Consider the following 14683-nt stretch of genomic DNA (forward strand, 5'->3'; position numbering starts at 1 on the left):
TTAATTAATTTTTAGATTTAAATTTTTTGATGAAGTTTTTAGTGTAATCCGATAAAACTAATCGTCCGCTTACTTCCGCTCTTTGGTCTAAAAGTTCTTCCCACTTCTCAGTGCCCTTCCAAAGTACCTGCTTTAATTCCTTCATCGCTTCCGGGCTACTTTTAGCAAGTTGTTCAGCTAAATTTGAAACAGCTTCATCCAATTGTTCAGTAGTTTCAAACTCTTTGTTAAATAACCCTTTTTGGGTTGCCCATGTTGAATCATACCAAGTGGTAGCATCCACGGCCATTGTTGAGAATGCGGAAGTTCCTACTGCTCTTTCTACAGCCGGCCCTACAACAAAGGGACCAATTCCTAAAGCCAACTCACTAAGTTTTACAGACGCTCCTTTTTTGGCAAAGGTATAATCTCCGGCCGATGCAATTCCAACTCCACCACCTACTGTTTTTCCATGAACCCGTACAATGATCAGTTTCGGTGATTGGCGCATGGCATTTAAGACCAAGGCAAATCCCATAAAAAATTGTTTACCTGTTTCGAAGTCTTCAATGGCAATTAACTCATCAAAAGAAGCCCCGGCACAAAATGCTCCTTCACCTGAACTTTTAATTACGATGACTTTTATGTCGTTATCTTTTCCCGCTTCATCAATTGTAGAAGCTAGTTTTCTGAGTATAGCTCCCGGCAATGAATTCCCTTTTGGATGAGAAAATTCGATGGTTCCGATATTGTTTGAGATCGCTAGTTCTACGTTTCCGTCTTTTGACATAATTTTCTGTCGACTCGTTTAATTTTAGACCTTACAATTCAAAATTAAGAATTAAAAATTCAAAATTTTAAATAAGATCGATATCTAATTTATTCTTTCTTTTCACTAAAGTTAGTATGGTATATTCGGCAACTAAAACGTCTTCCTGATTTTTTACTTCTACATCCCAATACACTACTCCAAAAGGGAATAGGTCCATTTCCCGTTGTTGGCGAACTGTTTTTCGCTTTACAATGAGTTTTGTTTGGATGGTATCTCCGGGAGCAACAGGAGCCAGAAAAGCCAGATTTTCTAATCCATAATTAAGTAATACAGGCCCTTCATCAGGATGAACAAACTGTCCGGCTGCTGCGGAAAGCACAAAATATCCATGAGCAACAATTTTACCAAACAAAGATCGGGAAGCAGCATCAGGATCTGTATGTGCATAGAAATGATCACCGGAAAGATTCGCAAAATCCTCAACATCCTGATCTTTAACCTTTCGAACATCAGAAAGCAAAGACTGTCCCACTTCCAATTCCTCGAAGTACATTTGGAATGGATGCTTAGGCGCTTCCTTTGTTTCCGCTCCTTTAATGTGTTGCTTAACTATGTTCATTAATGTAGTAGGTGAACCTTGTAGAGCTATTCTCTGCATGTTGTGAAGCACAGCTCTGGCTCCACCAAGTTCTTCTCCACCTCCCGCTCTTCCGGGACCACCATGAACCATATGTGGCATCGGGGAACCATGTCCCGTTGACTCGCCTGCAGAATCTTTGTTGATGACCATAAAACGACCGTGATAAGGAGCGCATCCTAAAGTTATTTTTGCTGCAATATCATCATCCGCAGTAAAAAGAGAAGCCACTAAAGAACCATCAGATTTATTGGCAAGCTGAATAGCTTCTTCGGTAGAATCATAAGGCATAATGGTTGTCATTGGTCCGAAAGCTTCAACTTCATGTACTTTATCAACTTTCATCGGTTGATGACAAACCAAAATTTTCGGGCTAGTGAAAGCACCTTCATGAGTTCCGTTAGAAAAAATAGAATCTGTCACGTCTTCAAGCACTGCAAGTTGTTCATCAAATCTCTGAGATTGAAGACTGGAAGCCAAAGGTCCCATTCTGGTATCCTTATCTGTAGGATCGCCTATGGTTGTTTTTGAAAGAAAATTCTTTAATGCTTCGGATACATCTTCAAGTCGTTCTCTTGGAACAATAGTCCGACGAATGGCGGTACATTTTTGACCTGTTTTCACAGTCATTTCCATGCCGACTTCCTTAATGAAAAGATTGAATTCTTCCATATCAGGAGTAACATCAGGACCAAGAATAGAAGCGTTCAATGAATCGGCTTCCATATTAAACTGAATAGAATTAGCTACAATATTGGGATGCGATTTTAACTTCTTACCCGTAGTAGCCGATCCGGTAAAAGAAACAGAATCCTGACTGTTCAGGTGATCCAGAAGATCTCCGGGTTTATCTGCAGCTATGAACTGTACACTTCCTTCAGGAAGGATTTCAGACTCAATAATATCTTTAAAGACTTCATAAGCCAAGTATGATCCAACCGGTGAAGGTTTTATGATACAAGGTTGCCCCGCCATAATTGCCGGCGCTAATTTTTCAACCATTCCCCAAACCGGGAAATTGAATGCATTGATATGAATGGCGATTCCATGCTTTGGAACGCAAATATGTTGCCCAACAAACGTTCCGCCTCTGGAAAGACGTTCAGTTCCTCCTTCAACGTGGAAGGGAAGGTCGGAAAGTTCACGTCTTGCTTTGCTAGAAAGTACAAACATAGATCCATATCCGCCTTCAATATCTATCCAGGAATCTTTACGGGTAGCTCCGGTATGAGAAGAAAGTTTGTAATGTTTTTCCTTCCTTTCCATCAAATAAGCAGCAAGAAACTTAATTTTAAAGGCACGCTCGTGGATGGTGAGTTTGCGAAGGGCAGGTCCACCAACATTTCGTCCATATTCCAGTGCAGATTGATAATCGATATCAGCTTCGACTAATTGAGCAACCGGTTTTTCGTTAATAGCACTGATAAGATCAGTTTCTGATCCTTTTGATAGCCACTTTCCTTGAATATAACTTTGTACTTTTAGCTCGCTACTCGTTTCTTGATTCTGGTTATCAGTTTCCATAATTATTATTGTGTTCTTTCTACCGATTGGATGAAGAGGTTCAATTTTTTCCCAAGTTTATCATTTAATTCTATCAGTTCAAGATAAAGTTCTTTGCTCTTTAATGATTGAGTTTCATATAGCGAGTCAAGATGATCTCTAGTCTCATCGTTAGACGCGAGAGCAAAAATTAAGAATCGAATATATTCCCTTTTATAACTTCTTCTACCATATCCTTCAACAATATTCGAGCGCATCGATTTTGAAGATCTTCTTATTTGACTTCCGGTTTCATAAAGCTCAAATCTTGGAAGTTTTAAACTCATAAAATGAATTTTATTTGATTGCTCCTTTGCAAGTTGCCAGATCTCTGAATTACGGTAGCTCATTATTATATTTCTAAGTTAAAAGAAACGAGTAACCAGTTACGAGTTTTTTTGGCCGAGTCTTTTTGGGTGATCATCCGCTTCCTGCAGTTCATCGAATGCATGTTGAAAGGTCGACATCAATTCCATGTATTTTTTTGAATTCTTTACGTCATCTTGCAAATTTCGAGACTTCAAGCTTTCATTTTCAGACGACTTAATAAACCTCCAAAACTCAAATTGCACTGTTTCACCTTCATATTCCAGATAGATATTGCCTGTTTCATCAACTGATTTATAGAAAAAATTAGCTTTGCCAAAACCACCGCTCATTTGTTCAGTAGCAGACATATACTTGTACAAATCTTTCGATTTGGCATTCAGATAACCCAATGCCTTTGCAATATTCCAGCAAAAGATCTTATCACCCTCTCGCCAGTGTAATATTTCAGGATACCAAGTATGAGGTGGTTTCCCTTTTTTGTCGTTCTTGAAAAAACTCATTATTTCAAACGTTTAGGATTGTCAGATTCTTCCAACTCATTATATGCATTTTGGAAATTTTTCATTAGCTCCATGTAACCTTCTGAGTCTTGTTGTTTTTGTTCAACCAATCTGCTTTTAAGAGTTTCATTGGTTGATACTTTAATAAATCTCCAAAATTCAAATTGTACAAGATGATCATCAGGATCAGTTAAGTAGATACTCCCGTCCTTATTAATTGATTTATATATAAACCGTACTTTGCCGATCACCTCATTTGGTTTCATATATTTAAGAATATCCTCTGTTTTCGCATTTTTATAACCAAAAGCTCTCGAGATATTTCTGCAGTAAATTGTATCACCTTCTTGCCAGTGCAAAATCGCAGGATACCATGTGTGAGGAGGTTTATTTTTTTTATCGTTCTTAAAAAATCCCATTAGTCCAACAGTTTTTTAGCTTTATCCGATTGGGAAAGTTCATCGTATGCATTCTGAAAATTTTTCATCAATTCCATATAATTTTCAGTTCCTTTTAGGCGATCCTGAACCATTCTGTTAGCCAAGCTCTCATTTTTTGATTTTTTTATAAATCGATAGAATTCGAATTCGAGCAAATTCTCTTTTTCATCTTTCACAAAAATTTTCCCTTCAGAATTCACTCCAACAAATGTAAAGTGAGCTTTAGCAAAACCACCCCCTTCAGGAGTATACCGGTGAACCACAGCCCAAGATTGTTTATTGTTACCAAGTGCAGACATCACATTCCAGCAATAAATAGAATCGCCTTCTCTCCAATGTAAAATATCAGGATACCAGATATGCGGAGGCTTTCCTTTTTTCTCGTTTTTAAAAAATCCCATTTATTCTAATAATTTTGGGTTGTCTGATTCCTGAAGTTCGGTATATGCTTTTTGAAACGACTCAATTAATTCCATGTAATTATTAGATTCTTTAATCTCTAATGAAATTATACGATTCTGGAAACTTATATTTTTAGCAGTTTTTATAAACTTTCGGAACTCATACTTATTCAGATTTCCTGATTCTTTTTCTTCAATAATAATATAACCTTCGGAAGACAGGCTCTTATAAAAACCGTGCTTCTTATTTTTATCTTCGTATGTATCAATATCAATTTCAAAAGGACCGTTTAGAACAACATTCATGTATACTAACTCATCACCTTCTCTCCAGTGCAAAACATCAGGATGAAGTTTATGAGGGGGTAAGTTTTTCTTACTTCTTTTAAAAAATCCCATGTGTTCTGCTGATGGTGATTAGTTATTGGTTTTATGGACAGAGTAGAAAATAACGTAAAGCAACGACTCTCCAAATAACGAATCACTATTAACCGCCTTTCGATTTGCCCCAAGTCTCATAGTCAGAGTCCTGATCTTTTCTATTCTCAGGAACTTCTCTTAACGGCTCACATTCATTCAAAGTTTCATGTAGCTCCTTTGGTAATCTTTGATACCAACCGGTTCCCTCTGTTTTCCATTTCAGCATTTCATCAGAAACATCTTTCACTATTTTAGCAGGATTCCCAACTACCACTTTACGATTCGGAATATCCATTCCTTCTTTGATAAATGTCAAAGCACCTACAATACAGCCGGAACCAATTTTCACATTATCCATGATTACAGCATTCATTCCGATCAAACAGTTCTTACCAAGATGCGAACCATGAATTATTGCCCCGTGCCCAACATGTGAGCCTTCTTCCAGAGTAACTGTAACTCCCGGAAACATATGAATGGTACAATTTTCTTGAACATTGCAGCCATCTTTAATTACGATCTTTCCCCAATCACCTCGAATTGCTGCCCCGGGACCGATATACACATTCTTGCCGATGATCACATTTCCTGTCACCGCAGCAAGAGGGTGGATGTAAGCACTTTCGTGAATTACAGGTTTATAGTTTTTGTATTCGTAGATCGCCATTCGGCTTGGTGTTTAAGAGATTAAGTTATTGAGTGATTAAGTGGATTTCTTTGCTTTTTTAAGATACTGAACATATCCATTTAATATTTTTAGGCATTCAAGAACTTGATCATTCAAATCTTGAAATTGCTCAGCGGTAATATAGCCTTCATCTTTAGCGCACATTAGATGTTCAAGAGTTTCATATAGTGAGCCGCGCGCTATTCTACAAAACTGAATGTTTTCTTGATAATGAAAACGACCAAACCCTTCCGCTATATTAGCGGGAATTGATCTTGAAGATCTGACAATCTGATCCTTCAATCTAAATTTTTCATCAGCTGGAAATGATTTTACTAATTCAGAAATAGCAATTCGTAATTGCCGTGCTGATTTCCAAGATTCTAATTCAGATAGTTTATACATGGTAGAAACTCAATAACTCAATAGCATAATCTCTTAATTAACTTGCCTTCTCCAAAACAACAGCAAATCCCTGTCCAACTCCTACACACAAAGTACAAAGTGCGTATTTGTTATCAGAATTTTCATGTAGTTCGATGGTAGCCGTTTGAAGTAATCTTTGTCCGGTCATTCCTAATGGATGTCCAATTGCAATTGCGCCACCGTTGGGATTTAGTCTTGAATCATTGTCTTCCAGTCCAAGTTTTCTGGTTACTCCAAGAGATTGTCCGGCGAAAGCTTCATTCAGCTCAATGATATCCATATCGTCTAAGGAAAGTCCGGCGCGTTTCAAAGCTTTTTGAGAAGCTTCCACTGGCCCTAGTCCCATAATTCTCGGTTCTATTCCGGAAACGGCAGAAGCAACAATTCTGGCTTTTGGTTTAAATCCATATTTCTCAACAGCAGATCCAGAAGCGATCAATAAAGCTCCGGCTCCATCATTCAAGCCCGAAGCATTTCCTGCAGTTACTGATCCATCTTTTCTAAATGCAGGTTTAAGCTTTCCAAGAATTTCAGCAGTTGTATCCGGACGCATAAACTCATCATGTTCAAAAACGATCGGGTCGCCTTTTCTTTGTGGGATTTCGACTTTTACAATTTCTTTAGCCAAACGACCTGAATCTCTTGCGGTTCCTGCCTTTTGCTGACTCCATGCCGCAAATTTATCCTGATCTTCCCGGGATATCTTATGCATTTCAACTACATTTTCAGCAGTCATTCCCATGCCGTCTGTTCCATGCATTTCATGCATTTTTGGATTTACAAATCTCCATCCGAAAGTAGAATCATGCATTTCAGTTGTTCCTGAATATGGAGAACTTCCTTTTCCGAGGACAATCGGTCCACGAGTCATATGTTCTACACCTCCGGTGATGAAAACATCACCTTCACCGGCTTTTATTGCATGAAAAGCACGAATTGTTGCACTCATTCCTGATGCGCATAAACGATTCACGGTTTCGCCCGGAACTGATACCGGAAGTCCTGCAAGTAAAGCAGCCATTCGGGCAACATTTCTGTTGTCCTCTCCGGCTTGGTTTGCACAACCCAGGATTACATCTTCAATTGAAGCCGGATCTAATTCGGGATTTCTCTTCAAAAGTTCTTTAATAGGGATCGCTGCAAGATCATCCGCTCTGATAGAAGAGAGAGAGCCTTTCAACTTTCCAATTGGAGTTCTGATTCCGTCGATAATAAAAGCTTCGCTTTTGGACATGAGATGGTAGTATTGAGTATTTAGAAATTAGTTTTCATCACCTAGTTCAAACTGTTAGACAGAGAGTAGATCATTTTTTGAATTTCATTAATTGATTCAGATAAAACAGGCAATGAGTCTGGATTTAAAAATCCTAAATTTTTTGAGATGATAAGTTGAGTTTCGAGTTCAGAACATGACCCATATGCATAGTTTAGAAATAGTTTGAATTCTTTTTTTGATTTTCTTCCAGCTCCTTCTGCAATATTTGAGCCTATAGAAACAACGCTTCTTCTAATTTGAGAAGTTATTCCAAATTTCTCTTCAGGTGGAAAATTCTTGGTAGAATTATAAACTTCAGTAGCCAATTCTACAGATTTTTGCCAAACTTTTAATTCTTTAAACTGATGCATAAAAATACTCTTACTTTCGATACTTAAAATCTAACTACTGAATACTAACATCTAATGTCTGCCAGTCCTATAAACCGTGCCTCTAAAATCGGCCACAAGATCATCATTCTGATTCACAACTTTGATCTTATATACACCGATGGTTCTTCCGTTTTGAATTTCTTCTGTTTCGGCAATTAGTGTATCACCTACTTCTACTTTTTTAGTGTAGTTGATATTATTTTCCAGGGCGACAGATACAGATCCTCTGGAGTTGGATGCAAAAGCTAGAGCGCTGTCAGCTAAAGAGAATGTAATTCCGCCATGACAAATCCCAAATCCATTGCACATTTCCTGGCGGATCTCCATGGATAATTTCACATATCCAGGTTCTGATTCCAATATCTCAATTTCCATCCACCGTGAAAAGGCATCTTTTTCCATCATGGATTGAATAATATTTTTGTAGTCTTTGCTCATATTGTTGTTAGCTGTCAGTAATCAGGAGTTCAGAATTCAGCAGAGTTCTACTCATATTCTGAACTCCTGAATTCTGATTACTGCTTTTCTCTTACCATTCTTTTCAAAAGTGGATTAGGTCTGTAGCGATCTTCCTGATATTCCTCATAAAGCGCATTCATTCTACCGAGTACATTTTCTAATCCGATCTCTTCCGCCCATGCAAGTAAGCCTTTTGGGTAATTCACTCCGTTTTGCATTGCAAGATCAACATCCTCCGCTGAACCGATATTCATAAATACGGCATCGAAAGCTTCGTTGATCAACATTACGAGTATTCTATGAAGGATTTCTTCGCCTAATTCTTTGTCAGTGTTTGGATCAGGATTTTTAGCGCCTTCTCCGTAATTATAAAATCCTTTACCTGATTTTCTGCCTAACCAACCGGCTTCAACCAGTCGTTTTTGAGTAAAGGATGGTTTGAACCTTGGGTCGTAGTAAAATTCTTTGAATACGCTTGATGTCACTTCATAATTTACATCATGACCGATAAGATCCATTAGTTTGAAAGGTCCCATTCTGAAACCGCCGATCTCTTTCATTGCCCAATCGATGGTTGGAACATCAGCGACACCTTCCTCTAAAATCCTGAGTGCTTCAGAATAAAAAGGTCGTGCCACGCGGTTCACGATAAATCCGGGAGTATCTTTTGCCAGTACAGTGATCTTTCCCCATCCGGAAATAAACTCTTTGGTTGATTGTGCCAGATCAGAATCAGTGGCTACACTTGGGATGATCTCCACCAATTTCATTAGCGGAGCAGGATTGAAAAAATGGACACCCAAGAACCGTTCCGGCTTTTTTAATGCCGATGAGATCGAAGCAATGGAAAGGGAAGAGGTATTGGAAGCAAGAATACATTCTTTAGAAACAATTCCCTCTAAACGTTGAAAAGCATCTTTTTTGATATCTATATTTTCCACGATCGCTTCAATCACAAAACCGCACTTTCCAAATTCTGTAATGTCTTCTACAAAATGGATTCGGGAAAGAATTCCATCCACTTCTTCTTGTGACATTCTCCCTTTTTCAACCTGACGGTTCAGGATCTTTTCTAACCCTGATTTAGCTTTTGGAAGCTGTTCGGCGTAAGCATCATACAGATAAACTTCATGTCCGTTTGTGGATGCTATTTGTGCGATTCCGGCGCCCATTGTACCTGCGCCTATGATTCCAACTACTGTTTCTTTATCTAAAGTCATTTTTTGTTATTACCAATTATTCCAAGATGCGTATTGTGAAAACTATCGAAATACTTTAATCCATATCCAAAAATTCTGTCAAAAGCAGAGTGCCCGACAAATGTAATTCCTAGCCCCAACAGCCATTCAGTGCCTGTCGAGAACCCTATCAAAGCAACTATCATCCAGATTCCCTGATGGTGTAATATATTATAGAGAATAGCGCCAATTTTTGAGTTTACGGAATATCCTATAAAAGCTAAGTCTGGAGCAAAAAACAAACCTGCATAAAAGTACCAAGGCAGGTTTGTAGCAAAAGGGAAGAAAATCACAGTAAGAAAGAACAGAACCAGTTGCTCTGATTTAAGAACGTATTTCATTTATCACAAATTAATTTAAACGGTCAGTTAGACCATTTCCAAGATAACAAATCTTAAGGGGAATTTGAGTATAGCATTGTAAACATCATTACAATTTGCTATCATTATGATATCATATAACAATCCCAGTGATTATGCCTGATGTACTTATTAGAAATATCGATGAGAAAACACTGAATACCTTAAAAAAGAGAGCAGAAAAGAATAATCGTTCGCTTCAATCAGAACTTAAAAAAATGCTTGAAGAATACGCCGGAACGGATATGGACGAAGCAAGAAATATGGTCAGTGAAATCTTAGAAAAATATAGAGCTGAAGGAAGAATCTTTTCAGATAGTACCAAAGACATCAGAGAAGATAGAAATCGATGAAGAACTACATAATTGATGCTTCAATAGCAGCAAAATGGATTTTCTATGAAAAGGACTCTGATCAAGCAGAAATTTTTTTAAAGAAAATAGATCGGATGCTAGTGCCGTACCTATTTCTTATAGAAATGAGTTCGATAATTAGTAAAAAAGTTAGGAAAAGGGAGTTAAGTATTAGCGAAGCCTTAGAGAAAAGAAAAGAGCTGGAAGATTTGAATTTCCAAGTATTTTCAGAAAAGGCAATTTTAAAATTAGCATTCGATATTTCAATTTCTCTTCCAATTACAATTTATGATGCCAATTATTTAGCATTAGCGATCAAGAAAGAAGGAAAATTATATACCTCTGATAACAGACTGGTAAACGGATTATCTACTACTGTTTTTAAAGACTATGTAGAAAATCCACTATAAATTAAATTTTCACTTCCCCTTAAACTCAGGTTTTCTCTTCTCAAGAAAAGCAGCAACTCCTTCATGATAATCTTCCGTGCTGCCTGCTTCCGCTTGCAGGTCAGCTTCCAGTTTTAGTTGGGTTTCCAGGTCATTATTAAACCCTTCATTAAATCCTTTTTTGGTAAGTCCGTAGCCGCGAGTGGGCATTTTTGCGAATTTCCTACAAAGAGCCATCGCTTCATTCATTAATTCATCGGCAGGAACTGACTTGTAGATCATTCCCATTTCAACAGCTTCAGGTGATTTAACAGGTCGACCGGTAAAAGTGAGTTCGGTTGCTCTGGCAAGTCCGATTAGTCTGGGCAGAATGTACGTTCCTCCGCTGTCAGGAATCAATCCAATATTTGAAAACGATTGAATAAACTTGGCTTCTTCAGTTGCGAAAACCATATCACAAGCTAGTGCAATATTAGCTCCTGCTCCGGCAGCGGTTCCGTTCACCGCACAGATAACAGGTTTTTCTAAAGTCCGAATGGCTTTGATGATCGGGTTGTAAGTATGATGAACAACTTCACCCAGTTCGCGATCGGGATCTTTGGCAATTTCGGTTACTTCTTTCAGATCCTGACCGGCGCAAAATCCTTTGCCGTTTGCGGTGAGTAAAACACAACGGATCTCATCATTGGATTCGGCTTCTTTAAATGCATTCTGGACTTCTTCAGCCATTCCGTAGTTGAAACTGTTCAATACATCAGGACGATTTAATGTTATGGTTAAAACGCCTTCTTCTAAATTGGTTTCAATAAACTGTAGACTCATTTTATAGGCTGTATAGAATTTTGAAGTAAATAATTTGATTGGATAGTCTGTGAAAAAGAACTGAAATTCAGCGGTTCGTAAGCCCTGATATCGAATGGAGCAACGGCATTAAACTGATCGATAAGTGAACTGAATTTTAATCCCTGAAGTAAAAAGCCCGTTCCGACCAAAACTTTACTCGATTTAACTTGAAGAGGCTTTATCTGAAACCGATGATTATGGTCAGGAATAAAATTAAATGAGATCTTTGCATCATCAGTACGATTATTCTTTTGTTCAAGAACCTGAGCACTTGCTGAAAGACTGATTAAACAAAGAAATAATGTCAGGACGAAAATTTTTCGTTTCATATGCATTTAAAATGTTCAAAGGGTTGATGACAAGAATTGCAAAAATATTGAGATTTACAAGCCGTGGATCCAAACTGACTTTGAAGTTCAGTTTCAAAAGAATCACAAAAAGGGCAGGGGACAATCTTAGTTCCTGATAAACTCTTCAAAAAATCATCATCGGTCACAGATTTTTCAGGAGGGGCGATACCATAATCTTTAAGCTTAACTTTGGCTTCATCCGTCATCCAGTCAGTAGTCCATGCTTCAGAAAAATCCAGCTTTATTTCAAAATCTTCGATGTCTTTTTCTTCCAGTTTTTCCTTCACCATTTTTTCGATGGCATTCATAGCCGGACAACCGGAATAAGTCGGAGTAATTTTAACGGTCACTTTTCCTGAACTATCTACATCAACACTACGCGCGATACCCATTTCGATAATATTGAGAACAGGAATCTCCGGATCTGTTACCTCGCGGATATAATCCCAGATTTGCTCTTCGGTATGTAGGGTTTTGGTTGACATTATAGTATTGAGATATTAGTACTTAGTATTGAGATTAATTTAAGCGACGCTAAAATCTAACGTCTCAATACTAAGTACTGTTCCTACTTCCAATCAGCATCAGAATGCGAGCGTCTTAAAAACTGCATCTGAGCAAGCATATGGCCTAAATGCTCCGTATGCATTCCCGTTCGACTTCCTGTCATCATAAACTGATCCCAATCGGGAACGCTTAATGTGGCTTCAGTTAAAGTGTCTTCCACCAATTTCTTCCACTCATCTTTGAATTTTAACAGATCAGCTCCGTTTCCATCTGCCAACATCATTTCATCAACGCCATCTATGTAAAATAATTCTCCGGTGTACATCCAAAGTTCATCGAAAGCCTCTTGCATTCTTTTTTTGCTTTCTTCTGTTCCATCGCCAAGTTTGAGTACCCAGTCTCTGGAGTGTCTTAAATGATATTTGACCTCTTTAAAATGCTTGTCGATCATTCCTGCAAACTGTTCGTCTTTAGCTTCTTTAAGTTGCTGATATTGAAAATAGCTGAAAGAACTGAACAAAAACTGTCGGGCAATGGTGAAAGCAAAATCGCCTTTCGGGAGTTCACATAGCTGGAGATTCGTAAATTCGTAGTCATCTCGGAAATAAGCAAAGTGATCTTCATCACGACCTTCATCTTCAACTTCTGCAGCATAGGCGTATAGTGAAGAAGCATGTCCGATCAGATCTAAAGCCATGTTTGCCAAAGCAAGATCTTCTTCCAAAACCGGACCATGACCGCACCACTCTGACATTCGCTGACCTAGTATTAATCTATCATCGGCCAACCTGAGCAGGTAAGTTATTTTAGATTCTTTAACTGAAAATTCTTTCGTTGTATTCATTTGATAGTTATTGGTTATTAGTTATTTGGTTTCACAAACACACTAATAACAATTAACGAATTAGCTTCTTTTTTTAACGGCTCTTGGTACACTGTAAAATTGTGGATGTCTGTACGGCTTGTCAGATGCCGGATCAAAAAATGATCCCATATCTTCCGGTGTGGAAGCGGTGATCTGATCCGACGGAACTACCCAGATTCCGATTCCTTCATTTCTTCGTGCATACACATCACGGGCATTTTGCAAAGCATTTTCAGCATCAGAAGCATGTAAGCTTCCGGCATGCTCGTACGGTTTACCATTTTTAGGTTGATAAAAAACCTCCCACAGAGGCCAATCTTTTTCGTTGTTTTCGCTCATTAAATAAAAATTAGTTTTACACACCCCTGAATCCCCTCTCAAGAGGGGACTTTGTTAATGTTAACAAAATCCCCCTTTGAAGGGGGTGATCCGATGACTATCGGATCGGGGGATGTCCGTTTAAGAAGCCTTTTCGCGGCTTAAATTTTTCTTTCTGGCATACGCTTGTGCTGCTTCACGAACCCAAGCGCCATCTTCATGTGCTTTTCTGCGCGATTTCATTCGCTCGCGGTTCATAACACCATTTCCTTTTACTACGTCCCAAAATTCATCCCACGGAATTTCACCAAATTCCCAGTGTCCGGTTTCGTCATTAAACTTCAGATCCGGATCCGGAAGTGTTAACCCAACTGCTTCAGCTTCCATAACCACTCTGTCAACAAAATGCTGACGAAGCTCATCGTTGGTATTCAATTTCACTTGCCATTTCAGTAATTCAGCACTGTTAGGAGAGTTAGAATCGTTTGGTCCAAACATCATTAAAGTTGGCCACCAAAAACGATCAACAGCACTTTGCACCATTTTGCGTTGAGCAGGAGTTCCTTCAGCAAGCTTGGCTACCATTTCGTAACCCTGCTTTTTATGGAAACTTTCTTCCTTGCAAATTCTAAGGTTCGCTCTTGCATAAGGACCGTAACTGGAGTGCGCCAATTTAGTTTGATTTACAATAGCCGCACCATCAACCAACCAACCGATAATGCAAACATCTGCATAGCTTAAGGTCGGATAATTGAAAATACTGGAATATTTAGCGTTTCCGTACAAATACTGATCGATGAGTTCGCTACGTCTCACACCTAAAGTTTCGATAGCGCTGTATAAATATAATCCGTGCCCGGCTTCATCCTGAACTTTAGCAAGAAGCACTAATTTTCTTTTTAGTGATGGAGCTCTGGAGATCCAATTTCCTTCAGGAAGCATACCTACGATCTCAGAATGTGCGTGCTGGCTACCCATGCGAATGATCTGTTCGCGATAGCGTTCAGGCATCCAGTCTTTGGGTTCTATCTTTTCGCCGGCATCAATTCGGGCTTGAAAGTCGTCTAATTGCTGTTGTGTTTCCATATGGTGTAAGCGCTTTTTTAGTTCAGTGGCATAACATCCTTTAAAAGAATTATATTCCTTGAATATAATAAAAGCAGACTATTGATTTTTGTTTATTCATTTCCTTTCATACATTTTATACAGTTATTATTAAAGATCATTCCAAATTTAAATAT

The 14683-nt window shown here is 38.4% G+C and carries 22 protein-coding genes; 2 read left to right on the forward strand and 20 right to left on the reverse strand.

What is annotated here, in order from left to right:
- Nucleotides 1-4 precede the first annotated feature (4 nt).
- From A8B79_RS03570 to A8B79_RS03635, 14 genes are all read right to left on the reverse strand, one after another.
- Nucleotides 5-769, reverse strand: a complete 765-nt coding sequence (locus A8B79_RS03570) for an enoyl-CoA hydratase/isomerase family protein (protein WP_066218038.1) — start codon at nucleotides 767-769, stop codon at nucleotides 5-7.
- A 67-nt stretch (nucleotides 770-836) separates the two neighbouring features.
- Nucleotides 837-2912, reverse strand: a complete 2076-nt coding sequence (gene paaZ / locus A8B79_RS03575; protein ID WP_066218040.1) for a phenylacetic acid degradation bifunctional protein PaaZ — start codon at nucleotides 2910-2912, stop codon at nucleotides 837-839.
- A gap of 5 nt (nucleotides 2913-2917) precedes the next feature.
- Complete coding sequence (locus A8B79_RS03580) at nucleotides 2918-3280, reverse strand: four helix bundle protein (RefSeq protein ID WP_076782526.1); 363 nt, start codon at nucleotides 3278-3280, stop codon at nucleotides 2918-2920.
- Between the two features lie 36 nt (nucleotides 3281-3316).
- Nucleotides 3317-3760 (reverse strand): hypothetical protein, encoded by a 444-nt coding sequence (locus A8B79_RS03585; protein WP_066218043.1) that lies wholly within the window; start codon nucleotides 3758-3760, stop codon nucleotides 3317-3319.
- Entirely contained in the window at nucleotides 3760-4179 is a 420-nt protein-coding gene (locus A8B79_RS03590; RefSeq protein WP_066218046.1) for a hypothetical protein, read from the reverse strand. The genes A8B79_RS03585 and A8B79_RS03590 overlap by 1 nt, the downstream gene beginning before the upstream one ends.
- Entirely contained in the window at nucleotides 4179-4601 is a 423-nt protein-coding gene (locus A8B79_RS03595; protein WP_066218048.1) for a hypothetical protein, read from the reverse strand. Before A8B79_RS03595 ends, A8B79_RS03590 begins: the two co-directional genes overlap by 1 nt.
- Complete coding sequence (locus tag A8B79_RS03600) at nucleotides 4602-5000, reverse strand: hypothetical protein (RefSeq protein WP_066218051.1); 399 nt, start codon at nucleotides 4998-5000, stop codon at nucleotides 4602-4604. It lies immediately after the preceding gene.
- 88 nt (nucleotides 5001-5088) lie between these two features.
- Nucleotides 5089-5688 (reverse strand): acyltransferase, encoded by a 600-nt coding sequence (locus A8B79_RS03605; RefSeq protein WP_066218052.1) that lies wholly within the window; start codon nucleotides 5686-5688, stop codon nucleotides 5089-5091.
- A 36-nt stretch (nucleotides 5689-5724) separates the two neighbouring features.
- The gene (locus tag A8B79_RS03610; RefSeq protein WP_066218054.1) at nucleotides 5725-6093 is read right to left on the reverse strand and encodes a four helix bundle protein; all 369 of its coding nucleotides are present in this window, start codon (nucleotides 6091-6093) and stop codon (nucleotides 5725-5727) included.
- 37 nt (nucleotides 6094-6130) lie between these two features.
- Nucleotides 6131-7348, reverse strand: a complete 1218-nt coding sequence (gene pcaF / locus A8B79_RS03615) for a 3-oxoadipyl-CoA thiolase (RefSeq protein ID WP_066218056.1) — start codon at nucleotides 7346-7348, stop codon at nucleotides 6131-6133.
- Nucleotides 7349-7389: 41 nt separating this feature from the next.
- Nucleotides 7390-7740 carry a four helix bundle protein gene (locus A8B79_RS03620; RefSeq protein WP_066218057.1) on the reverse strand — a complete coding sequence of 117 codons (351 nt, stop codon included), beginning with the start codon at nucleotides 7738-7740 and terminating at the stop codon, nucleotides 7390-7392.
- Between the two features lie 51 nt (nucleotides 7741-7791).
- Complete coding sequence (gene paaI, locus A8B79_RS03625) at nucleotides 7792-8199, reverse strand: hydroxyphenylacetyl-CoA thioesterase PaaI (RefSeq protein ID WP_066218058.1); 408 nt, start codon at nucleotides 8197-8199, stop codon at nucleotides 7792-7794.
- Between the two features lie 77 nt (nucleotides 8200-8276).
- Nucleotides 8277-9440: a 3-hydroxyacyl-CoA dehydrogenase NAD-binding domain-containing protein gene (locus A8B79_RS03630; RefSeq protein ID WP_066218060.1), complete on the reverse strand. Its 1164-nt coding sequence runs from the start codon at nucleotides 9438-9440 to the stop codon at nucleotides 8277-8279.
- Complete coding sequence (locus tag A8B79_RS03635) at nucleotides 9437-9799, reverse strand: DUF4260 domain-containing protein (protein ID WP_066218062.1); 363 nt, start codon at nucleotides 9797-9799, stop codon at nucleotides 9437-9439. The genes A8B79_RS03630 and A8B79_RS03635 overlap by 4 nt, the downstream gene beginning before the upstream one ends.
- Nucleotides 9800-9933: 134 nt before the next feature.
- Between A8B79_RS03635 and A8B79_RS03640 the strand changes: the two genes are divergently transcribed.
- Both A8B79_RS03640 and A8B79_RS03645 read left to right on the forward strand, forming a co-directional pair.
- The gene (locus tag A8B79_RS03640; RefSeq protein WP_066218064.1) at nucleotides 9934-10170 is read left to right on the forward strand and encodes a FitA-like ribbon-helix-helix domain-containing protein; all 237 of its coding nucleotides are present in this window, start codon (nucleotides 9934-9936) and stop codon (nucleotides 10168-10170) included.
- Nucleotides 10167-10580, forward strand: coding sequence for a type II toxin-antitoxin system VapC family toxin (locus tag A8B79_RS03645; protein ID WP_066218065.1), 414 nt, complete (start codon nucleotides 10167-10169; stop codon nucleotides 10578-10580). The genes A8B79_RS03640 and A8B79_RS03645 overlap by 4 nt, the downstream gene beginning before the upstream one ends.
- 9 nt (nucleotides 10581-10589) lie before the next feature.
- On the opposite strand, the gene A8B79_RS03650 is transcribed toward A8B79_RS03645, so the two are convergent.
- The 6 genes from A8B79_RS03650 to paaA form a co-directional block, all read right to left on the reverse strand.
- Complete coding sequence (locus tag A8B79_RS03650; RefSeq protein WP_066218068.1) at nucleotides 10590-11381, reverse strand: enoyl-CoA hydratase-related protein; 792 nt, start codon at nucleotides 11379-11381, stop codon at nucleotides 10590-10592.
- A complete protein-coding gene (locus A8B79_RS03655; protein ID WP_066218069.1) occupies nucleotides 11378-11731 on the reverse strand; it encodes a hypothetical protein in 354 nt (117 codons plus the stop codon). Before A8B79_RS03655 ends, A8B79_RS03650 begins: the two co-directional genes overlap by 4 nt.
- Nucleotides 11728-12237: a 1,2-phenylacetyl-CoA epoxidase subunit PaaD gene (gene paaD / locus A8B79_RS03660; RefSeq protein WP_066218071.1), complete on the reverse strand. Its 510-nt coding sequence runs from the start codon at nucleotides 12235-12237 to the stop codon at nucleotides 11728-11730. The genes A8B79_RS03655 and paaD overlap by 4 nt, the downstream gene beginning before the upstream one ends.
- A gap of 83 nt (nucleotides 12238-12320) precedes the next feature.
- The gene (paaC, locus tag A8B79_RS03665; RefSeq protein WP_066218074.1) at nucleotides 12321-13103 is read right to left on the reverse strand and encodes a 1,2-phenylacetyl-CoA epoxidase subunit PaaC; all 783 of its coding nucleotides are present in this window, start codon (nucleotides 13101-13103) and stop codon (nucleotides 12321-12323) included.
- 60 nt (nucleotides 13104-13163) lie between these two features.
- The gene (gene paaB, locus A8B79_RS03670; protein WP_066218076.1) at nucleotides 13164-13463 is read right to left on the reverse strand and encodes a 1,2-phenylacetyl-CoA epoxidase subunit PaaB; all 300 of its coding nucleotides are present in this window, start codon (nucleotides 13461-13463) and stop codon (nucleotides 13164-13166) included.
- 120 nt (nucleotides 13464-13583) lie between these two features.
- Nucleotides 13584-14528 (reverse strand): 1,2-phenylacetyl-CoA epoxidase subunit PaaA, encoded by a 945-nt coding sequence (gene paaA, locus A8B79_RS03675; protein WP_066218078.1) that lies wholly within the window; start codon nucleotides 14526-14528, stop codon nucleotides 13584-13586.
- Nucleotides 14529-14683 lie beyond the last annotated feature (155 nt).

The organism is Balneola sp. EhC07 (assembly GCF_001650905.1).
GTDB lineage: Bacteria > Bacteroidota > Rhodothermia > Balneolales > Balneolaceae > Balneola.

Excerpts from the sequence above, each read along its gene's own strand:
- A8B79_RS03655 (WP_066218069.1), bottom strand. The coding sequence starts at position 11,731 with ATGAAACGAAAAATTTTCGTCCTGACATTATTTCTTTGTTTAATCAGT.
- A8B79_RS03635 (WP_066218062.1), bottom strand. The coding sequence starts at position 9,799 with ATGAAATACGTTCTTAAATCAGAGCAACTGGTTCTGTTCTTTCTTACT.
- A8B79_RS03595 (WP_066218048.1), bottom strand. The coding sequence starts at position 4,601 with ATGGGATTTTTTAAAAACGAGAAAAAAGGAAAGCCTCCGCATATCTGG.
- A8B79_RS03580 (WP_076782526.1), bottom strand. The coding sequence starts at position 3,280 with ATGAGCTACCGTAATTCAGAGATCTGGCAACTTGCAAAGGAGCAATCA.
- A8B79_RS03590 (WP_066218046.1), bottom strand. The coding sequence starts at position 4,179 with ATGGGATTTTTTAAGAACGATAAAAAAAATAAACCTCCTCACACATGG.
- A8B79_RS03600 (WP_066218051.1), bottom strand. The coding sequence starts at position 5,000 with ATGGGATTTTTTAAAAGAAGTAAGAAAAACTTACCCCCTCATAAACTT.
- A8B79_RS03570 (WP_066218038.1), bottom strand. The coding sequence starts at position 769 with ATGTCAAAAGACGGAAACGTAGAACTAGCGATCTCAAACAATATCGGA.
- pcaF (WP_066218056.1), bottom strand. The coding sequence starts at position 7,348 with ATGTCCAAAAGCGAAGCTTTTATTATCGACGGAATCAGAACTCCAATT.
- paaZ (WP_066218040.1), bottom strand. The coding sequence starts at position 2,912 with ATGGAAACTGATAACCAGAATCAAGAAACGAGTAGCGAGCTAAAAGTA.
- paaB (WP_066218076.1), bottom strand. The coding sequence starts at position 13,463 with ATGAGCGAAAACAACGAAAAAGATTGGCCTCTGTGGGAGGTTTTTTAT.
- paaA (WP_066218078.1), bottom strand. The coding sequence starts at position 14,528 with ATGGAAACACAACAGCAATTAGACGACTTTCAAGCCCGAATTGATGCC.
- A8B79_RS03585 (WP_066218043.1), bottom strand. The coding sequence starts at position 3,760 with ATGAGTTTTTTCAAGAACGACAAAAAAGGGAAACCACCTCATACTTGG.
- A8B79_RS03610 (WP_066218054.1), bottom strand. The coding sequence starts at position 6,093 with ATGTATAAACTATCTGAATTAGAATCTTGGAAATCAGCACGGCAATTA.
- paaI (WP_066218058.1), bottom strand. The coding sequence starts at position 8,199 with ATGAGCAAAGACTACAAAAATATTATTCAATCCATGATGGAAAAAGAT.
- paaC (WP_066218074.1), bottom strand. The coding sequence starts at position 13,103 with ATGAATACAACGAAAGAATTTTCAGTTAAAGAATCTAAAATAACTTAC.
- A8B79_RS03620 (WP_066218057.1), bottom strand. The coding sequence starts at position 7,740 with ATGCATCAGTTTAAAGAATTAAAAGTTTGGCAAAAATCTGTAGAATTG.
- A8B79_RS03605 (WP_066218052.1), bottom strand. The coding sequence starts at position 5,688 with ATGGCGATCTACGAATACAAAAACTATAAACCTGTAATTCACGAAAGT.
- paaD (WP_066218071.1), bottom strand. The coding sequence starts at position 12,237 with ATGTCAACCAAAACCCTACATACCGAAGAGCAAATCTGGGATTATATC.
- A8B79_RS03630 (WP_066218060.1), bottom strand. The coding sequence starts at position 9,440 with ATGACTTTAGATAAAGAAACAGTAGTTGGAATCATAGGCGCAGGTACA.
- A8B79_RS03650 (WP_066218068.1), bottom strand. The coding sequence starts at position 11,381 with ATGAGTCTACAGTTTATTGAAACCAATTTAGAAGAAGGCGTTTTAACC.
- A8B79_RS03645 (WP_066218065.1), top strand. The coding sequence starts at position 10,167 with ATGAAGAACTACATAATTGATGCTTCAATAGCAGCAAAATGGATTTTC.
- A8B79_RS03640 (WP_066218064.1), top strand. The coding sequence starts at position 9,934 with ATGCCTGATGTACTTATTAGAAATATCGATGAGAAAACACTGAATACC.